Origin of the sequence: Paenibacillus alba (assembly GCF_013204855.1) — a bacterium.
Taxonomy (GTDB): domain Bacteria; phylum Bacillota; class Bacilli; order Paenibacillales; family NBRC-103111; genus Paenibacillus_E; species Paenibacillus_E alba.
This window is the reverse complement of sequence record NZ_JABMKZ010000034.1, coordinates 53,323-72,796: the sequence shown is the minus strand read 5'-3', so window position 1 is coordinate 72,796 and position 19,474 is coordinate 53,323. Positions and strand designations below refer to the sequence as shown.

The following is a 19,474-nucleotide window of genomic DNA, read 5'->3' as shown; positions in this document are numbered from 1 at the left end:
ATCACCTCCAGGCGACTTAATACTGTATAAGAAGCACAGATTGTGGTTCAAGAACGACTCGCTCATTTAATATCAATCTTCCATCAGTTAAAGCAAAGCTAACGTTTCTTCCACCAATCGTGATGTTGCTGACGGTTCGCCCTGCTAGTAAATCACATCCAAAGCTAGCCAGCTTGAGTTGGCCTCTCAGCACTTCGAGTTCAATTTGCTCGTGATTTACGCGAATCTCGCCCCATCCCTCGTGCAAGCTCCAGAAGCAGCGGAAATCTGTTTCTTGCCATTTGGGACTGAAGCCGATATGTCCTTGTACCATATCATATTCAAAACCACTTAGCGCAAGAAGCAGCCCATATGAAGCCATCGATCGTACATAGTTGCTTCCGCATTCAAATTCATTCCATGGATTACGGCGCTCTCCATCATAGCGATCACGTATGGACTTCACGACGGCAAGTCCTTCCTCGACAAGTCCCTCGTAGATCATATGCGAGGCCGCCTGATATTCAAATCCATTCATGCACTCATCCGCATAAGGAACCGGAACGATAGGACTGTTATCCTTCGGCCATGTACAGATCATGAGCCCCGCCTCTTCATTTAAACCATAGATACGGCATGCATTCGGATAATCACGTAAATTCTCGATGTAATTATGTTCATACACCGACTGAAGCGCCCGTTTCACCTTCTCAGGCTCAAGAACATAACCTAATCCCGCAAGGTGGGCGAACCATTGACCGAGTACTTGATCGATGCCGCAGCCTTCTCCGATTTGGTATTTATGCTCACCTGATTCCTCGTTCCAATACACATCTTCGGCACCGAATTTTTCGAGGATAGACTTATCCTGGATATTAACCACTTGATGAAAGTACTGGCCATTGAATAAATGTTCATTTGCCCAAGTGGACCCTCGCAGCCAGATTGCTTCGTATTCTGCTGCTTTATCCTGTTCACCTAATGCACCTGCCATGCTTGCTGCAGCTTTGAGTGCGGTCAAGTACATAGATGTCAACCAAGAGTTCGGACCGAATAGTTCCATATCCAGCGTATGATGCTGACGACCTTCCATGACACCATCCTTATCGGCATCCCACTGGTCCTCATTCGTCGGTTCCCAAGCATATTCGAGCGATTTCTTAACCTGCGGCCAAATCGAGACCAGCCATTCTGTATCACCGGATACTTTCCATTCCCGATAGGTTTTGATGATCCCTCCCATTTGACCATCGACAGCCGCTCTAAAATCGTTATCAAGCGTCGTTCGCTCGGCTGGAAGCATGAGGCGAAATGCCATTTTGCCATTCTCAAATTGGGCATATTTATAATCGATATTTCTCATTGACCGTGCTAGCGCAGGGAACAAGAACGCCGTAGCCTGTTCGTAGTTCCATACGTGCGTGCATGAACCTTCGCAAGAGCCTTCGTTCGTGTGAACGCCTTCAAATCCATAGAGGGTTCCATCGGTCAACCGCAGCACGGTAGATGATTTCAATATTGAAATGTTGCTGCTAACGGCATCAAGCACCTCATCGGGAAGTGTTGAACGGAACAGCGTCTCTTGGAACAACCGAGTATCCGCATACAACCGATCATAGTGGTCCAGAACATAGTTCGCTGTATCCGTGGAATCGCGGAACAGTGTCGCGTAATAATTTTTCCAAGTAGGAAATTGTTCTCTTCCATCAAGCTTGCCTGGATTCCAGAAGTTAACGCAGTTGGGGATGTGCCAAGTTAACACGAATCGAAACGTCGCCTTTTCCCCAGGAGCTACCGGGCGATGGGTGCTAAGCAGGCTAACATCTTGATGCTTTTCGTGCATTCTCTGAGGATCGAGCTCGCGAGGTCCCTCATATTTTCTTTCTTGAAAGCGGCCTGGCCTGCGAAAATCCTTCCAAAACACGGTCAAATTGTCGAACCATCCCCCGCGGTACCAATACGATTGGTAGCTCACATCCTCATGGTCTGTCATTAACGTCAAATTGCCAAATTCGGCTTCCGTATCTTGATAGTGCATTGAGGACATGTGAATCGCATGACGCTTGTGAACTTCGATGGCTTCGTTATAGGCTCCCTTATGAAATGGATTCGTGATGCAGCCAACTACGCAGATGTCTAGCTCATCTAGTGAACGATTGCTTACTTCATATTCGAAAATCGCACAAGGAATCGACGAGTCTCGATCGTTCAGCGGAATGAAAGGATTAAATGAGGTCATTTTGATGCTTATGGGGTCCTCCACATCATCGAAGGTCATTTCTGCGAACGGAAACTGGCCTTTGAACGACGTATTCGCGAAGTGAGGAAAACCGGCCATATTTTCTCTCCTAGGTCCATAGCCGTATCCTTCATATTTCCCTTTTCCTTCACCCGTATATGGCGCTTTCATGTCCCCATGGAGCACCTTTGTTAATTTAACCTCGCCGTTATGTTCAGCCTTTACCGCGAAAAACGAGAATCCATTAAAACTCAGTTTGTTCGGCCGGTTGAATATTTCCCAATCGATAAGCCTGCCATTGCCCGCTAGACCAATACTGCCTGTTCCAATGCCCCCAAGCGGAAAGGAAATTTCGCCTGTTTTTGCACCTGTATATGTAAATTTGTTTTCATGTGCCATGGAATATGCCTCCTTATTTTAAGCCACGATATAGCTTGCCTGATTTCTGTTCTCTTCTACACTTTAAGACCACCCGCCGTCATGCCATCCAACAAATATTTCTGACCGAAAATGTAAAAAAGCAGCGGAACGATAAGCGATAAGGTAACTCCCGCCAAGATGGCTGATAAATTTCCGGTCCCAAACGCGCCCGTTAAAGCTGTCATCCCAATCGGCAGCGTCATTTTTTCGAACGAATTCAAGAAAATAAGCGGTCTGAAAAAGTCATTCCAATGCGCGATAAAGCTGATGACCGATGTAACGACTACCGCAGGGAATGACATGGGAAGTATGATTTTAAGAAATACCCATAGCCGACTAGCACCGTCCATATATGCGGCTTCATCGAAAGAGAACGATATCGACATCATGGTCTGCCGAATCATGAATATGCCGAACGGGTTAATAAGACCAGGCAGGATGAGCGCTAAATGGGAGTCAATCAATCCTAGCTTCGACATCATGATAAACTGAGGGATGATCGTTACTTGCCCTGGAATCATAAGACCAGAGAGAAAGATAAGAAAGAGCACATTTCGACCGGGAAAAGCAATTCGTGAGAAGGCAAAAGCTGCCATACTCGAGATAAAAATATGCCCGATCACAATAATTACGCAAATTTTCAAGCTGTTGGAGATAAAATCGACAAACGGTACCTTCGCGAACACCTCTGCGTAGTTGCTAATATGCCAAGCAGTCGGGAAGATCGAAGGCGGCAGTGAGAAGGAATCTTTGGGCAGCCTAAGCGAAGTGGCGATTATCCACAAGAATGGAACTAGCATGAGAAAGGACAGAATCAGTAAGCCGCCGTCCAGAACTATTCGCCCCAGACCGATCCGTTTCCTTGTTCTTTTGGCTGCCCCTAACATCTGTTGGTACGATACCTCCACAATCATCAACTCCTCTCTCTCTTAGTCGCGATCATAATTCACCCATTTGTGACTGAACGAGAATTGAATAATCGTTACGCACAGTATGAGAAGGAACAAACTGAGCGATAACATGGAGGCATATCCCATATCATGATGCTGGAACGCAACCTCATAGATATACATATTCACCGATCGGGATGCATCTCCAGGCCCTCCAGAGGTAATAAGATACGGTTCATCAAAAATTTGCATCGCACCAATAAGCGTGGTAACAAGAACAAAGAAAATAGTCGGTGATAACATCGGTAAAGTGATGGCGAAAAATCGTTGAATGCTGCTGGCGCCGTCGATTTCGGCCGCTTCATAGAGCGATTCCGGAATGCTTTGCAGCCCAATCAAATAATACAGGAAAGCATTGCCGATAAATTTCCAGAAACTATAAATAGCGACAGCCAAGTAAACCCAATTGGGAGATTGCATCCAAGGAATGGGATCGATACCGAACTTGCCAAGAAAGTAATTCAAAATACCGAAATCCGTGTTAAAGATGAATTGCCATGCGACGGCTACCGCTGCTGATGTCGCGAGTACCGGAAAATAAAAGATCGTCCGGTACATATATTTCCACCCTTTAGAAATATTTCTGTTCACTGCAAGCGCAATTAGCAGTCCGAGAATCGCGTGCATCGGCGTTAAAATAGCGATATATTTGAGTGTGTTTCCATAGGTCAACCACAGCCGACTATCGTTGAAGAGATGCTTCACATTGGCGAGACCGGTCCATTGAGAAGGTGTTAGAACATTGTATTTCGTAAAACTAAGATAGAGCGTTGCGACGACTGGTTCGCCAATAAAAAGAATGAAAAACAGTAACGCTGGGGCCAAAAATAACAACCCAATAATCATGTTGGACCGCGTACGGTTCACTAACATGCTTGCTCCCTCCTATGAATAGGGGTGCCGGGCGATCACTATGATCGCCCTTGGCACACTGATTCAGCGTCATTTTTTCAGGATGGCATCGATTTCTTGTTTGGCCTTCTTCATTGCCGTCGCCGCATCGGATTGGTTAGAGAGAATCTCCGACACGTGTCGATCGAATACACCTTGAATTTCACCATATTGCATTGGGGCTTCAACGGCTTTGGCTATCTCGGCACTCTCCGCATATACCTTCCAATTCTGGGCCGGTGTCTTAGGCAATACTTCATTCATGACAGAGATACGCGTTGGGATGGATGTATTCGAAAGTGTTGTCTTTTGCGAGTACACACCGCCAAGAAAGGCTGAAAGCTTGTAGGCCGCTTCCGGATATTTGGTCGATTTCAGTACCGGGAATGCACCTGAACCAAAAATAACTTTATTGGTCTTGAACGTTGGTAAAAACTGCACGTCTATGTTCGTAAATTTATTTTTTTCATACGTGCCAAACGGCCATTTCCCAGCCGACATCATGGCTACCTGACCATTCATCAACATCTGTGTTGCATCATCTTTGGGACTTGGAATTGGTGCGACTTTGTACTTATAGATTAAATCTTGAAAAAATTGCATCATCTCGATGGCATTAGGATCATCCAGTTTACTTGTGGTCATATCGTCGTTAAGTATACTTGCGTTATTATTAAACAACCATGCTGACGCCCCAAAGTAGTAGTTCGGAATGGCAAAGCCAAACGTCTTTTTGCCGTCCTTCTCCGTAGTTAACTTCTGCGCATACTGGAGGAAATCATCCTTCGTCCAGTTCTTATTTGGCGTGGACAATCCAGCTTGTTTGAGGAGATCGGTATTGAAATGCATCACAACGTTATTCCAGTCCCATACAAAACCGTACGTTTTATTGTCGATGACAAATGGCGACTGGAGCTTAGGATGCAGATCATTATAATTGTCCATGGCCGCTGGATCAGCTTTCATATAGGAATCTAGCGGGAGAAGCAGATCTTGCTTAGCAAACATCTGAATACCTTCGATGGCGACCCGAATCACATCAGGCGAATTCCCGCCAGCGATCATCGTTTGAATTTTATTGAAATAATCGGCCCAACTAGTGTTGACCACTTCAACTCGCTTTACTTTAATATCCGGGTTAAGCTTATTAAACTCTGCCAAAATCGTAGTTAACTGCTCATCGGATGCTTCATTCTTGCTCCAAACTAAGGTAAGCTCCGCTTGGTTAGACTTGGAGGACCCCGCCTCTGAGCTGCATGCGACTAACGACCATCCAAGTGAAAAAATGATTAGAAAGACCCAGACCTTTCTCATTGTCAACACCATCCTTAACAGATTGTGATTCCACACTCCCGAAAATAGTCTCTTCCGGTGTGGCCAGATGTCTGTCTTCGCTGTTGTTCATGGTCGCTTGTAGGTTCGTGCACGTGAACGGAACTTAATAAAAAAAATAGCGTGGAAAACCATTTAGTGGTCAGAGGCGTCCCCCAGACACTATTCTTACATCACTGTGGTATTATTGGAGCTCCACAACATTGATCGTGCACGTGAACGAGTCCATCTTATCAAATGGCTTCAAATTTGTAAACGCTTTATTTAAAATATTATTTAGCTTTCCTACATCCCATTTTCTATAACGTTCACGAGCACGAAGTATTGACCTTGCCCTTCAGTTACGCTAGGATTAGACCAAATGATTCCTTGGTCAGGAGGCCACAACTCTTATGAATATAACCAGCAAGCAAATCGCGGAACTCTGTGGCGTTACACGGGGAACGGTGGATAGAGCTTTAAACAATCGCCCGGGTATTCATCCGGAAACGCGCGAGAAGATACTACGCGTTGCTGAGGAACTCGGCTATCGCCCTCATTTTTTGGCACAAAGCCTCGTTAAAGGCCATACGAAAACCTTGGGCATCGTACTTTTCGATATTCATAATCGCATTTTCTCCCAACTCTTTCATGCTTTCGAAGCTGAAGCCCGCAAACGGGGCTATATCGTATATCTGGTCTTATCTCATCGCGATAAAGAGCTCGAATTGGAGTATATCAATAATTTATTAGACCGTAGAGTTGATGGCATCGCGCTGCTCCCGGCAAATTTCAACAAAAAGTTCGAATCTCTCCTGCTTCGCTCTCGAACGCCTATTGTGACATTCGGAAATCGCCTTAACGGCCCTTTTCCCTACATCTGGATCGATGATAAGCAAGCCATCCAGGACTCTGTCTCCTTTCTAATCCAACAAGGATACCGCCGTCTAATCTACATAAGTCCTCCTCTGATGAGGAAAGGAAAAGAAAATATTCATGTTCCCGAACAACGTTATAATGGTTTTATTGAAGCTTGCGAAGCAACCCGTGATATGCGGTTTGACATTATCGCCCAGAAAAACTATTTAGCCGAATTAGAAACCTTGATGGATACAACGGACTCTACATGTGCAATTTTATGTTCTAGTGACGTATATGCCCTTGAAGTGCTGAAATGGTTGAATGATCGTAAAATCAAAGTTCCTGAGCAAATCGGCCTCATGGGTTTTGATAACATCGATGTGCTGAAGTACATTAATCCGGCAATAACAACAGTTGATTATAATGTGAATGAAATAGGCACAAGGCTGGCAGATTTATTGATTAATAAGATTAACAATCAAGACATCCCAAGCGAAACTCTGATCGCTCATCACGTTGTTGAAGGACACTCCGTTACTTCTATGAGATAAAAGCTTTCAGGATGAGCCTATCAATCCAATCTTGTTTGGTCTTCTGTTAGAAAAAACCTTGAACGGCACTATGCCACTCAAGGTTCAGATTAGTTAAGCATTTTGTGTTGGCGTTGGTAAATTTTCAAATGCATATTCATTTAACCCGGATGAATCCATTTTTTTACGTAAATCAGTCGCAAGTTGCATAAAATATATGTCAAGATTCATGCTGCCAGCATACTTTTTCAAATCATAATCTTGGGATAATAAAGGATAGAGATCATACAAATCGTCGACTAGTATCTTTTTTATATCCGCGTTTGTAATAGCTCGATCTATATTGCATTCGTTTACGAGAGCCTGTAAGGTTTCCTTAAGCGCATGCTGGTCGTAAGTTGGATGTGATAATAAATATATTAAATCATAAAGATCTTTGAACCTAGGTCTCACAATCGTTTGATGCAGTTTCCAAGCAACCTGGATCGAAAGCGGCACGGTGAGCGGAACAAGGAAGCTATCAGCAAATACAGGTTGATATTTCAGTGAAACGGGTTCTATTTCCAGCTCTAAATTAAAGGACACATCCAGACAAAACTCGTGATACTGACGCGCTTCCCCCTGCTCACCTTCGAAATAATAGGCAATATCCGTATTTACCGTCGGAAAATCATCTGCCATTGCATAGTCGATATATCGCCAAAATGCATTGTCTCGAAAACTTCTAAATAGTATTCCGTCGTTTAGGTCCAGTTCGGTCACTTGAATCATCCAATTTGTAAATGTTTCACGCGCCTGTTCAACGTCTTTGATCTTTCCCGCATATAAAAAGTCTATATCTTCCACGGACCGAAGTTCTCGGTTGTCCATAAATTGTCTCGTTAGCACGCTGCCTTTTAATACAAATGGCATGTTCACAAGAGATACTCTTCTCAAAAGCGCTTCTAATACAACGAGCTCTCTTACCTCATCATTCAAATCTTTAACCTTATTCATTCCACTCATGTGTGTCCCCCGTCAATAAAATTATGAAATCCACCCGCTGTCCAATTCTTCCCTACTGTCATAGATACATAATTCATATTGTTCTTTCAATAGCTCTATCTTATTTACGTTCAAAATGGTATGTATCTTTTCTACTCGATCGTAAAACTGTTGCGCACTTTCATATTCTCTGACGGTTATAAATCTCACTTTCCCATTCACATTTAAAGAGTTTCTTGAAATATGTCCGCCATGACCCTCACATAAATTTTTTAACATAGCAACATCATCAACCTGTACTTTCCCATGCCATTCAAAATACGGTTTAGAACTCTTGATGATGGGTTGGTGAAAATACTTTTCTTCCTTTGGAGAAATCTCTACTTTTTTTCTGACGACTGTAAATCCATTATTTTGAAACTTATCTGCAAACTTTTCAATTTCTTTATTAGCTTCATCAAAATCTGCACTTTGGATAACTCCTGTAATCATTGGTTGATTGATGTAATTTCCATGATCCAAGACGATCATAACAGGTTTCAATCGTTCCGATTGACAAATAGCTATAAAAGCATCCTTTTCGTTAAGCTTTAAATCATTGAACGTAATGTGGATTTCAAATTCCATTGCCTCACTCCCAAGTATTTCTTTAGGCTATCTGATCGATGTTATCAGCAATATTTTACCACAATCTTACTTGAAAAAAGGCATTAGATCCATGATAGTCTCAAATCACGATCTAGCAAAAGTAAGCTGTAACTTTTTACCATGTTCCGGCGTATAAATCAACGGAGAGGAGATGACACGACGATGAGTAAAAAATGGGCTGGATATACGGTCGTTTTTTCACTAGGCATGAGCTTGTTGGCGCCTGCGGGACATAGTCGAGCCGCAGATGTGAGCGTGAGGGTAACGCTGCCGGATTTTGCGGTGAACCTTAACGGTCACACGGTGGAAAATCAGTACCGCAAATACCCTTTATTGGTTTATCACGATATTACCTATTTTCCGATGACGTGGTACGATACTAGACTGCTCGGTTTGGAAGCGAATTGGTCGACGAGCGAAGGCTTGAATATTAAGGAGAGCCGTGTGACCTCCTCGTATATGCCATACAAGTCCGAGAGTCGCAACGCTGCCGCCTACGCCGCGGAGGTTCCCGCATCGGTCGTCACGATCAACGGGAAGAAGATCGACAATTCCAAAGAAGAATACCCGTTGCTAAGCTTCCGGGATGTGACGTATTTTCCATTAACATGGGGATTTGCGCACAACGAGTTCGGATGGGATTACCAGTGGGACGATACCAAAGGCCTTAGCATTACGTCTCATAACCCACAGGTGCAAACGGTTGGCCTCCCTGCTTATGCCGGCGAGAACGATGTCGCGCTGTTCAAGGAAAATTATTATTACGTCGAGTCGACGGACACAACGAACCATGTATATCGGGCTCCCGTACAGCAACCCTCCAACAAGAAAGAGATTTATTCCTATAACATCAAAACCTCAGAAGGGCTGCAAAAGCAATTATCCTTTCAAATCCGTGATAAATCGCTGTGGATTACCTATCACCTTGGCGGAGGTATTATGGGTCACGACGAGTTCGTGAAAATCGCTGATGACGGGAAAGCGGAGGTGGTGCATCAAGGGTATCTCGATTTCCGGGATACGCAGTTCGGAACATTAATCGTCACTCTGGGTGCTTCAGCGTTCGAAGGAGGCAACTTATATTTGGCGCAATCGGCTCAGGAAGAGACAAACCCCAAGCGTATAGGCGACCCGCATCTGATGTACGCTGTTACTTACAGCGGCACCTCGGTAGGAGTCTCACGTGACGCTTCTTCTTTACTCTCCGTCATCGGAGATGATGTGTACGTTCTTGCTTCAAGCAGTAACTCAGACGCAAATAAGATTTACAAAATCAACCTAAAAACAAATAAAAGTGATAAAATCGTCAACTCGAACGTCAGCTGGTTCCGGGTTATCGATAACAAGTTATACTATGTAAAAGATGAGGACAATGCGTTATATTCGTCCGCGCTAGACGGGACTCGTGAAATGAAACTGTCCGACCATGCTGTGTCATGGTTTGACAGTATCGATGGCAACGTATTTTATTCAACCAAGAAGGACACGAATCGATTCGAGCTGTATCAGGCTGATCCGAACGGCGATGACCCGCTCGTATGGACAACACCGGTCGCCAGTGTGCAAGTGTTGAACGATCGGCTTGTATGCCGGTTTGGCGAAAACGATGACTACGGCGTCGTACTGTTGGACGGTTCAGGTCATTTGCTGCTGAAAGTGGCCGATCCGATCGCGCGCGTACTCACATCAGACGAGGGGATTTTACTTAAATCCGCCCGAGATTCTTCAGTCACATTCATCCGTTGAACGAAAAGTGACTGCTAAAAGGGCTGCCGAATGGCAGCCCTTTTTTCCCTTATCATAAAATAGTCGGTACCATTCCCCCATCTATACGGATTGGAGAACCTTTACATGCAGACGCATAAGGACTACAGACAAAGGCAGCTAGTCAATTATTTGATGCACATTTTCAGAGAGTGTTGGTCCTGGGAGGATTGATCCTATTGTTAATGCCCGTTAATGTGTCTAGATGACTCGACCGCATTCGACAGAACACTCTTTCACTCTACTAAATATGGAATAATTTGTATTATCATCCCGATATGTGTATGATAGTGAAAGAATTATTACTATATTTGGTAATAGAAACACTATGGAGGGAATCAAATGAAACGTTGGATGTGTACACTTGCTGCCATTGCGGTAACGGCTTCGCTGACAGGGTGTAATTTTTCAGTGGAGGCTGATGGTACTTCAAGAGAAGCCGGATCGCTTAAGAAGCTGGGGAAAGACGAGAAAGCAACGATTAAAGTGATGTATTATGACAAGAATTCCTTTTATCAACAGTACGGTAATCTTTTCATGGCCAAAAATCCGAATATTGACGTAGAGGTTATCTCGAATCAAGGCATTTATTGATCTGGTCAAGATCCTCAAGAAGCGCTAGAGAAACTCATTGAGGAAGAAAAACCGGATATTGTCCTTATTAACGGCACCGACCAGCTTGAAAAGTTCGTACAAAAAGGACGCTTGTATGCGTTGGACGATGTCATTAAGCAGGATAAATTCGATGTGGAGCAGATCCTTCCTGCTACTCTGGAAACGATTAAGCTCAAAGGAGAAGGCAAATTATATGGACTTTCACCAGACTTCTACAGCCAGGCTCTATTCTATAATAAGGATCTCTTCGAGCAGTATGGCATAGAACTTCCGAAAAATAAGATGAGCTGGGAAGATGTCATTAATCTCGCCAAACGATTCCCGACCGACGGTCAGGGAGATCAGCGAATTTATGGATTTTCCACTTCTTACATGCGCGAAGGAGTCGCCTATCAATATATGAGCAGCATCGGCACGACGCTGGGTCTGGATTACATCAATCCTGAGCAAATGAAGCTGACGATCCAGACAGATGCCTGGAAGAAAGCTCTTCAGCTTACCGTCGACGCTCTGAAATCCGGTGCGTTGTACATGCCCAAAAATCAAAACAACGATTCTAATGCGCCGCGCATGTACGAGGATTATCTCAAAGAAAATTTGTTCGCTATGGGCAAGGTTGCAATGACGATTGACGGCAACTATATGATGCAAACTCTGCAAGAGGCTAAAGACCGTCTGAAAGATGTGAAGCCTGTCAATTGGGATATCGTCACGGTTCCCGTTGATCCGCAAAACCCGGACTTTTCTAACACGGTTTCCGTATCCAATGTATTCGGTATCAATGCCCAATCGGCGAATACACGTGCGGCTTGGGAATTCATTAAATATATCAACAGCGACGAATTTGCTAGAGTCATGTCCAAGTCTTCTAACAGCCTGATGACTCGCACCGCATACTCCAAAGAGAGAAACGGCCATAATCTTGAGCCATTTTATCTCCTGAAACCTAATCCTGACAAGAGCTATAAAGGTTACGAGAAAATTCCAGTTGGCTTCTATCAACCATTCAGCACGCTTGCCAATCAAGAAATTCAAGCCGTCATCGATGGGAAGAAATCAGCTGATGAGGCACTTAAGACGATTCAAGATAAAGGACAAGAACAATTACTGCAAGCGAAACAAGCGGATGATGCCCAGAAACAGGCTCAGTCCAAGCAGAAATAAAGCGAAGAGGCTAACCCAAGGTTCTTTTCAAACCTTGGGTTAGCCTCTCCATGCAATTCCCCATCTTTATCGATGTCCTTAATCTGTATCCTCTGCTGTAGCCCAGATGCTAGTTAACATAAAATGGTTCTATGGTGGTAATTTTAATCCTAATACGTTATGGAAACGGATTTATATTCTTCTTCATTGGAATTTGTCCAATAAAATCAGCCGTCAAAGGGCTTATAGCTCTGAAGCTTGCACTGGAAATAATCCAATGAAATTATTCATTAACTCTCAAAATGGCTGCTTTTTAGATTATGCATTGGAGTTTATCCAGTGAAAACGTCCTTCCAGCTCTTCAAACTTGATTGCATTGGAATAATTCCAATGCAATCAACTTCTCACTTCATCCCTTCTCAAAAAGTGGGGCTCCCTCTCCATAAATTTGCACACCTTTAGAAAAGGGTAACACCACAATCCTCTCCTAAAAATTAAGACTTTCTATAATGGCAAAAAAACAGCCCCAATTACTGGCTGCCTTTAAGTCGATATCAGGTTGTTTTTTCTATGCTGGGAATTCCTGGACTAAGGAGCAGTAATCATCCAGGACACACCAAACTTGTCCACGAACTGTCCGAAAAAACCGCCCCAAGGTGCCGCTCCGAAAGGGAATTGCACATTACCGCCATCCGAAAGCTTGGTATAGGCATCGCGGCCCTCGTCTTCCGAAGCGAATTCAAGATTCAAACTCAGACCATTCCCATGAGTATGGCCAGCGAAATCGCTCAAAAACAGGTTAACTCCCGCGACAGCAATACACATGTGCATGACCTTGTCCTTATTTGCTTCCGATTCATCTCCCATTTGGCCATGCGTCATAACGGACACAACTTCTCCGCCGAGCGAGCTTGTGTAGAACGCAGCTTGAGCTCTCGAGTCCTCAGAGATAATATAAGGTGTAAGTTTTGCCAAGAATAAACATCCTCTCATTGTTTGGTTTTAATTCAACACACTTAATATACCATATTAGGAATATATTTTGTGAATTCTCGTGGGGATCGGACATGACTGATTAGGATTATGTTATTTATTCGCATCACTGACTCAATTTTTCTTGACATTAACACTAATGTCATGCTTTATAGTATAGATGAAGTTAGTTTAAATAAAGAAATGGAGAGAGAACCATGTCCGATTTGCAACCAACCCAGCTGTTAGAACAACAACTTTTTTCCGATGTAATTCGAGAACGCCGCTCCGTCCGAAACTACGATCCAGCGGTCAAGATTTCCCGGGAGGAATTGACCGAAATATTGCAGGAAGCTACATTGGCTCCTTCATCCGCTAACTTGCAGCCGTGGCGCTTTCTTGTGATCGACTCGCCCGAACTTCAGCAAAAGCTGCTTCCAATTGCGTTCAACCAACAACAAGTGGTCGAGGCTTCGGCTATCATTGCCATACTCGGGGACTTGGAGAATATTAAATTGGCCGAGAAGATTTATGGCCAAGCAGTCGAAGCAGGTTTCATGCCTGAGCAAACAGCCAGTTCTTTCATCGAACGCTATACAAACATGTTCGCAAGCATGCCACCTGAAGCCATTCGCCAAATCGTCAATGTCGATTGTGGATTAGTATCCATGCAGCTCATGAATATCGCTCGTGCCAAAGGTTACGATACAGTCCCAATGGGCGGCTACGACAAAGGAAAGTTCATAGAAGCTTTTGGTATTTCAGATCGCTACACTCCGGTTATGCTAATAGCCATCGGCAAGGCTGCTACCCCTGGTCGTCCTACAACAAGGCTGCCCATTGAAGATGTAACCTTCTTTAACGAAATTCCACAAGAATAAGAACAGGCAAAGACCTTCATATCCACTTTATCGTGGATCTGGGGGTCTTTTATATTTGCAGCAAGCATGACCCCAGATAAGATCTTCTCTCTCTTAAACAAGCTTTTGAACCAGTTCGTCCTTTTGGCGCAGATGATGGTGAAAATGCATACTGACCAAATCGAGCCACTCGCGCGCGTTAAGCCATCCAAAGCCGTCATGTTTGACTTTATAATTTGGGTTAATCGTATCTAGTTTCTCTTCCCATTCAGACATTCTCTTTCGTACTAAATCGAGTCCACTCCAAAGGTCGTCTTTACTTTCAGAATTACTGGGATTATTTTCGGGGCCGTCCGGCAATTTGATTTTGATCGGAGGAAATGCGCCGATCGTGAACAATTGCGCGCCGCCCTCCGTTTTTCCTTGAATTTGCTCCTCATTAGAAGAAGCGCATATTTCCACTTTGTCAATGTAATCGAGCGCAGCAAGTATCAAATGATCATACATTTGGCCTAAAGACCAAACACCTAGCTCGGATACATACCTTAATTGATCCAAGGAATAACGCTGCAAATCGTTTTTGTATGACTCAATTAGCTGGGTATCATTCATTTAACCACACCTCTTTATCCGGATATATTCCATAATACCATACAGCAATTCATGTCATTTCTTTTCGATTGCTAATTTCTATTGCTATTGAACACTAAACACAAAAAACGGCATCTCTGCCGTTTCGTTATAATTTGCAGAGTTATAGCTTCTCCAGCGGCTTGACGTTGCCGAAGACTGGCACTGTCGTACCCTTCACTGGTGCGGCCCAGTGGACAGAATTCGAAATCACCTTCAGGATTTCCTGATTATGGTACGTTGGCGAGGTTTCATGTCCAGGTCTAAAGACAAAGATCTTCCCCTTTCCTCTCGTATAAGTCATACCGCTGCGGAAAATTTCTCCGCCCTGGAACCAGCTCACCATAATGAGCTCATCCGGCGCCGGGACATCAAAAAACTCGCCGTACATTTCCTCTTCCGCTAGCTCGATATACTCCCCAATTCCTTCGGTGATAGGGTGATTCGGTTGGAGAATCCAGATGCGCTCCTTCTCGTTCGCTTCCCGCCATTTGATATTGCACGAGGTGCCCATCAACTTTTTAAATATTTTCGATTGGGAAGCTGAATGCAGTACGATTAGTCCCATCCCACCTAGGATACGATCGTGTATTTTTTCAACAATGTCATCCCGCACTTCATCGCCTGCGATATGTCCCCACCAGACAAGCACATCGGTGCGATTTAACACTTCATCGGTCAGCCCGTGCTCCGGTTCGTCCAAGGTTGCTGTGGTGACGTTTAATTGCTTTTTGCTCAAATAATCTCCAATGACGCGATGAATGCCTTGCGGATATATTTTCTTTGCTGGCTCATAATTCAATTCGTGTCTAAACTCATTCCATACGGTTACATTAATTGTTGCTTCCATATTTAGCTCTCCTTTGGTGGCTCTATTTTTATTTTCATGCCGCTTTTCGTCGAATCCGCCGCACTGCATGCCATCGACCAGCTGATCAGGTTGTCTCCAATATGTGTGGCAGGCAATCTGCGTTCCCGGATCGCATTGACCATATCGCCGATTGAATATTCCAGGTAATCCGAATCATTGAATTCAAAGGCAGGAATCGGAATATTCTCCCGCGTACCATCCGACCAAACGATCTGAGGTATATCGTCTTTCAGTTCAATCGCTCCTTGACTGCCCGTAAGAATAATATCGCCGTTCCAAGAAGTGCTCTTCCCCTTATTCACCCAGCTCCCAAAATAAGTCATGAATACGCCGTCTTCAAAATTAAACACAGCTGCGGTCACTGAGTCCCCGTTAATTGGACTCCAAGTAGGGTTCATGCTTTCCGCATAGACGGATATCGGATTCTTCCCGAGAATATAACGGATGGAGTCAAAATGATGAATGCTCATTTCTTTCAGCATGATGTCATCGAAAGCCCGGCGCCAACCGGTAAGTTCGATATTCTTGTGATCCAAGGAAAACCGCCATTCCACATTTTCGATTGTACCCACTTTCCCCGCATCAACGCATGCTTTGAGCGCTTGAATGACGGGTCTGCGGCGGTAATTTTGATTGACCATGACGTATTTGCCGCAGGTTTGAGCAAATTTATATATTTCAAGAGCATCCTCGTAACTGCTGGAGACCGGCTTCTCCATGATCACATGCATGCCGGCTTCCACCGCATCAATCGTTAAAGCCCTATGCGTATGTGGCGGTGTTATGAGCAGTACGAGATCTGCCTTCACTTCGCGCAGCGCTTTTTTGTGGTCCTGATATAGTGGAATATTTCTCCCTGCCAGCCTCTGGGCCGCCACCGCTAAATTATTCTCTTCCATATCCACTACAGCGACCAATTCCACTTCTTCCACATTCAATACGGCACCTAGCCAAAACTTTCCAAAGCCGCCAAGCCCGATTTGAATCACCTTTATTTTCTCCATGCGTCTCACTCCATTCCGTCAGCTTTAATACTTCATGCAAATCGTTGAGATGTCACTATAGAAATCGATGCTGTACATGCCGCCCTGCCGTCCAATCCCACTCTCTTTGACACCGCCGTAAGGCGTTCTAGGATCACGGAGAAACCACGTATTGACCCAAGTTAATCCGACTTCGATCTGCTCGGCTACCCGAAATGCGCAGCTGACATCACTAGTCCATATGGAAGCACTTAATCCGTAATGCGAATCATTCGCCTGCCGGATGACCTCCTCCTCGGTATCGAACACCTGAATCGTCACCACGGGACCGAAAATTTCCTCCCGAACGACGCGGGAATCTTGGGATACACCGGTAATGATCGTCGGTTCGACAAAATAGCCTTTCTCGCAACTCTTGACTCTGCTACCTCCTGCTTCAATCGTACCGCCTTCTTCACGGGCAAGATCGATATAACGGAGCACGCGCTCGTAATGCTCCTTGCTTATCAAGGCGCCTATGTTCGTTTGGGCTTGTAACGGATCTCCAACAACCTGTTCGCGGGTCTTGGCTGCAAAACGCTGCAAGAAAGCTTCATAAATGGCTCGCTGCACATAGATCCGCGAACCACTGAGGCACACCTCGCCTTGATTAATAAAACTGGAACGAATCGTCGTATCCACAACCTTATCGAGATCGCAATCCGCAAAAATAATGTTCGGATTTTTCCCGCCTAGCTCGAAGGACAATCTTTTTAAATTGCCTGCCGCCGCTCTCATAATCTGTTTGCCTGTATGATTTTCGCCCGTAAAAGCGATGGCGCTCACATCCGGATGTTCCGTTAACGCTTCGCCTGCGGAATCCTTGCCAAAGCCGTGAACGATGTTAACCACGCCGTCAGGAAGACCCGCATCCTTACATATCTCGGCAAGCACGGTTGCCGTCATTGGCGTCCATTCTGCCGGCTTGATCACGACGGTATTTCCCATCGCCAAGCAGGGAGCCAGCTTGGCACTAAGCAGTAGAAGCGGCAAGTTCCAAGGACAGATCAAGCCTACGACACCAATAGGCTTGCGAATCACATAATTGAGCGCCCCAGCTTCCATCGGATAAGCTTCCGTTCCCAGCGTCGAGATGAGATTGGAGAAGTAGTGAAAGCTGCCAGCTGCGCGCGGAATATCTACGGCTGTTGACAACGATAACGGCTTCCCGGTATCGAGCGATTCCAGCATGGCCAATTCATCCTTCCGCTGTAGGATCAGCTCCCCGATACGACGAAGAATGGCCGCCCTTTCACTCCATTTACTGTGCTTCCACCCACCATAGTAGGCTTTTTTTGCGGCTGCCACCGCCCAATCGATTTCCGTTTTGCCCCCCTCCGCTACTTGGCCGATGATTTGTTCCGTAGCCGGATTCATATTCACAAACGTTTTTTGATTGTGCGATGAAACGTGTTTGCCATCGATAACATGCAAACAATCCATTTTTGCTGTTGGTTCTGTTTCCATACGGAGTCCTCCAATCCGATGAATATTCTTCTGTGAATCGTCATTGCCGCAGCGTTCCGATTGCTCCTCTTGCCAAAACAACAGCTGGCATATAAAATCCGCATCCATGGACATCGCTCGGCCCCTTCCAATTAACGAAAATTAATGAATGCCTGAAAGTAGGAGTACATGCTGCATTCGCTTGGCAGCCTCCTCGGGGTCAATCAAAATACCTGCTTGATCAGCCAGGGTGAAAATGCGCGCAAGATGAATAACCGAGCGCGAACTTTCGGCACCTGCTATCATCCGGAAATGCGCTTGATGCCCGTTCAGATAGGCCATGAAGACAATTCCCGTTTTGTACGATGAGGTCGGTTTTTGGAAAATATGCCGCGCCAAGGGTACCGTCTTCTCAAGCAGCTGACTATACCTGGTTAAATCCCCTTCATCCAGCGCCTGAATTGCGGCTGCTGCTGCAGGAGCTATCGCATCGAAAATGCCGAGCAAAGCATGACTGCAGCCTTGCTCATCCCCTGCAATCAATGTTGGGTAATTGAAATCATCACCCGTATACATGCGAACGTTCTGCGGAAGGAGACGGCGCATCGCGATTTCCTTGTCCGCATCAAGCAAAGATATTTTGATGCCGTCGATTTTATCCGCATGCGTCCGAATAATGCGCAAGCAAACCTCCATCGCCTGCTCTAGGCTGTCATGTCCCCAATAGCCCTTAAGCGCAGGATCGAACATATCTCCCAGCCAGTGGAGAATGACTGGCTGAGATACTTGCCGCAGAATTCGGCCGTATACCCGCTCATAATCATCGGGTCCTTTTGCAGAATGGGCCAAAGCCCTGCTCGCCATCAAGATGATCTGTCCCCCTTGCCTTTCCACAAAAGCGCATTGCTCTTCATACGCCTGCTCAATACTGGCAAGCGTAATTTGCGAGCGGGGAATCAAATGATCCGTACCCGCACCGCAGGCGATATGTCCACCCACTGCGCGCGCCTCGGCGACCGATCGTTGAATCAGCTCTTTTGACGTTTCCCATCCTAGACCCATGCCGCGCTGGGCAGTATCCATCGCTTCCGCTACGGAAAGCCCAAGCGACCACAAATAGCGACGATAAGCCATTGTCGCATGCCAATCCACTTGAGCGTTGGCGAGCGGATCTGTATTGGCAAGCGGATCACAAACGACATGCGCCGCCGAGAAGGCGATGCGGCTTTTTAGTGGCTTTCCTGTAATTCCAGCAATTCCAGCATAAGATCCTTCGCTTTGCATGGTATAGGCATATAAGGAGCCGTCTTCATGCGGCAGCTTTAACGTAACCATTGC

17 protein-coding genes and 1 pseudogene are annotated in these 19,474 nt (G+C 45.2%); 5 read left to right on the top strand and 13 right to left on the bottom strand.

The annotated features are described in order from the left end of the window. Positions 1-16: 16 nt before the first annotated feature. The 4 genes from HQN90_RS29620 to HQN90_RS29605 all read right to left on the bottom strand — a co-directional run bounded on the left by HQN90_RS29620 (position 17) and on the right by HQN90_RS29605 (position 5,793). On the bottom strand, positions 17-2,617 hold the full coding sequence (locus tag HQN90_RS29620; RefSeq protein ID WP_173225878.1) for a GH116 family glycosyl-hydrolase: 2,601 nt from the start codon (positions 2,615-2,617) through the stop codon (positions 17-19). A 56-nt stretch (positions 2,618-2,673) separates the two neighbouring features. Continuing rightward, on the bottom strand, positions 2,674-3,546 hold the full coding sequence (locus tag HQN90_RS39745; RefSeq protein WP_173225876.1) for an ABC transporter permease subunit: 873 nt from the start codon (positions 3,544-3,546) through the stop codon (positions 2,674-2,676). Positions 3,547-3,567: 21 nt separating this feature from the next. Further along, positions 3,568-4,461 (bottom strand): carbohydrate ABC transporter permease, encoded by an 894-nt coding sequence (locus HQN90_RS29610; RefSeq protein WP_173225874.1) that lies wholly within the window; start codon positions 4,459-4,461, stop codon positions 3,568-3,570. Positions 4,462-4,530: 69 nt separating this feature from the next. Continuing rightward, positions 4,531-5,793, bottom strand: a complete 1,263-nt coding sequence (locus tag HQN90_RS29605; protein ID WP_173225872.1) for an ABC transporter substrate-binding protein — start codon at positions 5,791-5,793, stop codon at positions 4,531-4,533. A gap of 410 nt (positions 5,794-6,203) precedes the next feature. Between HQN90_RS29605 and HQN90_RS29600 the strand changes: the two genes are divergently transcribed. After that, positions 6,204-7,202, top strand: coding sequence for a LacI family DNA-binding transcriptional regulator (locus HQN90_RS29600; protein ID WP_173225870.1), 999 nt, complete (start codon positions 6,204-6,206; stop codon positions 7,200-7,202). A gap of 93 nt (positions 7,203-7,295) precedes the next feature. Here HQN90_RS29600 and HQN90_RS29595 read toward each other — a convergent pair whose 3' ends face one another. Continuing rightward, positions 7,296-8,186 carry a nucleotidyl transferase AbiEii/AbiGii toxin family protein gene (locus tag HQN90_RS29595; RefSeq protein WP_173225868.1) on the bottom strand — a complete coding sequence of 297 codons (891 nt, stop codon included), beginning with the start codon at positions 8,184-8,186 and terminating at the stop codon, positions 7,296-7,298. Positions 8,187-8,207: 21 nt separating this feature from the next. Further along, positions 8,208-8,792 (bottom strand): hypothetical protein, encoded by a 585-nt coding sequence (locus HQN90_RS29590; RefSeq protein ID WP_173225866.1) that lies wholly within the window; start codon positions 8,790-8,792, stop codon positions 8,208-8,210. A gap of 183 nt (positions 8,793-8,975) precedes the next feature. Between HQN90_RS29590 and HQN90_RS29585 the strand changes: the two genes are divergently transcribed. After that, positions 8,976-10,559 (top strand): DUF5050 domain-containing protein, encoded by a 1,584-nt coding sequence (locus tag HQN90_RS29585; protein WP_173225864.1) that lies wholly within the window; start codon positions 8,976-8,978, stop codon positions 10,557-10,559. 52 nt (positions 10,560-10,611) lie between these two features. Here HQN90_RS29585 and HQN90_RS39050 read toward each other — a convergent pair. Beyond that, positions 10,612-10,763 (bottom strand): annotated as a pseudogene (locus HQN90_RS39050) (SDR family NAD(P)-dependent oxidoreductase); the annotation flags it as partial. 156 nt (positions 10,764-10,919) lie between these two features. On the opposite strand from HQN90_RS39050, the gene HQN90_RS39045 reads away from it, so the two are divergent. Both HQN90_RS39045 and HQN90_RS29580 read left to right on the top strand, forming a co-directional pair. Beyond that, positions 10,920-11,171 (top strand): hypothetical protein, encoded by a 252-nt coding sequence (locus HQN90_RS39045; RefSeq protein ID WP_246362901.1) that lies wholly within the window; start codon positions 10,920-10,922, stop codon positions 11,169-11,171. 36 nt (positions 11,172-11,207) lie between these two features. After that, a complete protein-coding gene (locus HQN90_RS29580; protein WP_338042404.1) occupies positions 11,208-12,356 on the top strand; it encodes an extracellular solute-binding protein in 1,149 nt (382 codons plus the stop codon). A 567-nt stretch (positions 12,357-12,923) separates the two neighbouring features. Here HQN90_RS29580 and HQN90_RS29575 read toward each other — a convergent pair. Next, positions 12,924-13,310, bottom strand: a complete 387-nt coding sequence (locus HQN90_RS29575) for a VOC family protein (RefSeq protein ID WP_246362900.1) — start codon at positions 13,308-13,310, stop codon at positions 12,924-12,926. 215 nt (positions 13,311-13,525) lie between these two features. Here HQN90_RS29575 and HQN90_RS29570 point away from each other — a divergent pair, with 215 nt between their 5' ends. Continuing rightward, positions 13,526-14,188, top strand: coding sequence for a nitroreductase family protein (locus tag HQN90_RS29570; protein ID WP_173225860.1), 663 nt, complete (start codon positions 13,526-13,528; stop codon positions 14,186-14,188). Positions 14,189-14,281: 93 nt separating this feature from the next. Here HQN90_RS29570 and HQN90_RS29565 read toward each other — a convergent pair whose 3' ends face one another. The 5 genes from HQN90_RS29565 to HQN90_RS29545 all read right to left on the bottom strand — a co-directional run bounded on the left by HQN90_RS29565 (position 14,282) and on the right by HQN90_RS29545 (position 19,471). Further along, positions 14,282-14,779 carry a DinB family protein gene (locus HQN90_RS29565; protein WP_173225859.1) on the bottom strand — a complete coding sequence of 166 codons (498 nt, stop codon included), beginning with the start codon at positions 14,777-14,779 and terminating at the stop codon, positions 14,282-14,284. A 142-nt stretch (positions 14,780-14,921) separates the two neighbouring features. Continuing rightward, on the bottom strand, positions 14,922-15,647 hold the full coding sequence (locus HQN90_RS29560) for a ThuA domain-containing protein (RefSeq protein ID WP_173225857.1): 726 nt from the start codon (positions 15,645-15,647) through the stop codon (positions 14,922-14,924). A gap of 2 nt (positions 15,648-15,649) precedes the next feature. Next, a complete protein-coding gene (locus tag HQN90_RS29555) occupies positions 15,650-16,672 on the bottom strand; it encodes a Gfo/Idh/MocA family protein (RefSeq protein WP_173225855.1) in 1,023 nt (340 codons plus the stop codon). 24 nt (positions 16,673-16,696) lie between these two features. Further along, the gene (locus HQN90_RS29550; protein WP_173225906.1) at positions 16,697-18,157 is read right to left on the bottom strand and encodes an aldehyde dehydrogenase; all 1,461 of its coding nucleotides are present in this window, start codon (positions 18,155-18,157) and stop codon (positions 16,697-16,699) included. A gap of 141 nt (positions 18,158-18,298) precedes the next feature. Continuing rightward, positions 18,299-19,471 (bottom strand): dihydrodipicolinate synthase family protein, encoded by a 1,173-nt coding sequence (locus HQN90_RS29545; protein ID WP_173225853.1) that lies wholly within the window; start codon positions 19,469-19,471, stop codon positions 18,299-18,301. Between the last annotated feature and the right edge of the window lie 3 nt (positions 19,472-19,474).

What these genes read in the sequence shown, in the direction of transcription:
- HQN90_RS29570 (WP_173225860.1), top strand. Translation starts at nt 13,526, where the DNA reads ATGTCCGATTTGCAACCAACCCAGCTGTTAGAACAACAACTTTTTTCC.
- HQN90_RS29605 (WP_173225872.1), bottom strand. Translation starts at nt 5,793, where the DNA reads ATGAGAAAGGTCTGGGTCTTTCTAATCATTTTTTCACTTGGATGGTCG.
- HQN90_RS39045 (WP_246362901.1), top strand. Translation starts at nt 10,920, where the DNA reads ATGAAACGTTGGATGTGTACACTTGCTGCCATTGCGGTAACGGCTTCG.
- HQN90_RS29600 (WP_173225870.1), top strand. Translation starts at nt 6,204, where the DNA reads ATGAATATAACCAGCAAGCAAATCGCGGAACTCTGTGGCGTTACACGG.
- HQN90_RS29545 (WP_173225853.1), bottom strand. Translation starts at nt 19,471, where the DNA reads ATGGTTACGTTAAAGCTGCCGCATGAAGACGGCTCCTTATATGCCTAT.
- HQN90_RS29560 (WP_173225857.1), bottom strand. Translation starts at nt 15,647, where the DNA reads ATGGAAGCAACAATTAATGTAACCGTATGGAATGAGTTTAGACACGAA.
- HQN90_RS29585 (WP_173225864.1), top strand. Translation starts at nt 8,976, where the DNA reads ATGAGTAAAAAATGGGCTGGATATACGGTCGTTTTTTCACTAGGCATG.
- HQN90_RS29555 (WP_173225855.1), bottom strand. Translation starts at nt 16,672, where the DNA reads ATGGAGAAAATAAAGGTGATTCAAATCGGGCTTGGCGGCTTTGGAAAG.
- HQN90_RS29620 (WP_173225878.1), bottom strand. Translation starts at nt 2,617, where the DNA reads ATGGCACATGAAAACAAATTTACATATACAGGTGCAAAAACAGGCGAA.
- HQN90_RS29565 (WP_173225859.1), bottom strand. Translation starts at nt 14,779, where the DNA reads ATGAATGATACCCAGCTAATTGAGTCATACAAAAACGATTTGCAGCGT.
- HQN90_RS29595 (WP_173225868.1), bottom strand. Translation starts at nt 8,186, where the DNA reads ATGAGTGGAATGAATAAGGTTAAAGATTTGAATGATGAGGTAAGAGAG.
- HQN90_RS29550 (WP_173225906.1), bottom strand. Translation starts at nt 18,157, where the DNA reads ATGGAAACAGAACCAACAGCAAAAATGGATTGTTTGCATGTTATCGAT.
- HQN90_RS29610 (WP_173225874.1), bottom strand. Translation starts at nt 4,461, where the DNA reads ATGTTAGTGAACCGTACGCGGTCCAACATGATTATTGGGTTGTTATTT.
- HQN90_RS29590 (WP_173225866.1), bottom strand. Translation starts at nt 8,792, where the DNA reads ATGGAATTTGAAATCCACATTACGTTCAATGATTTAAAGCTTAACGAA.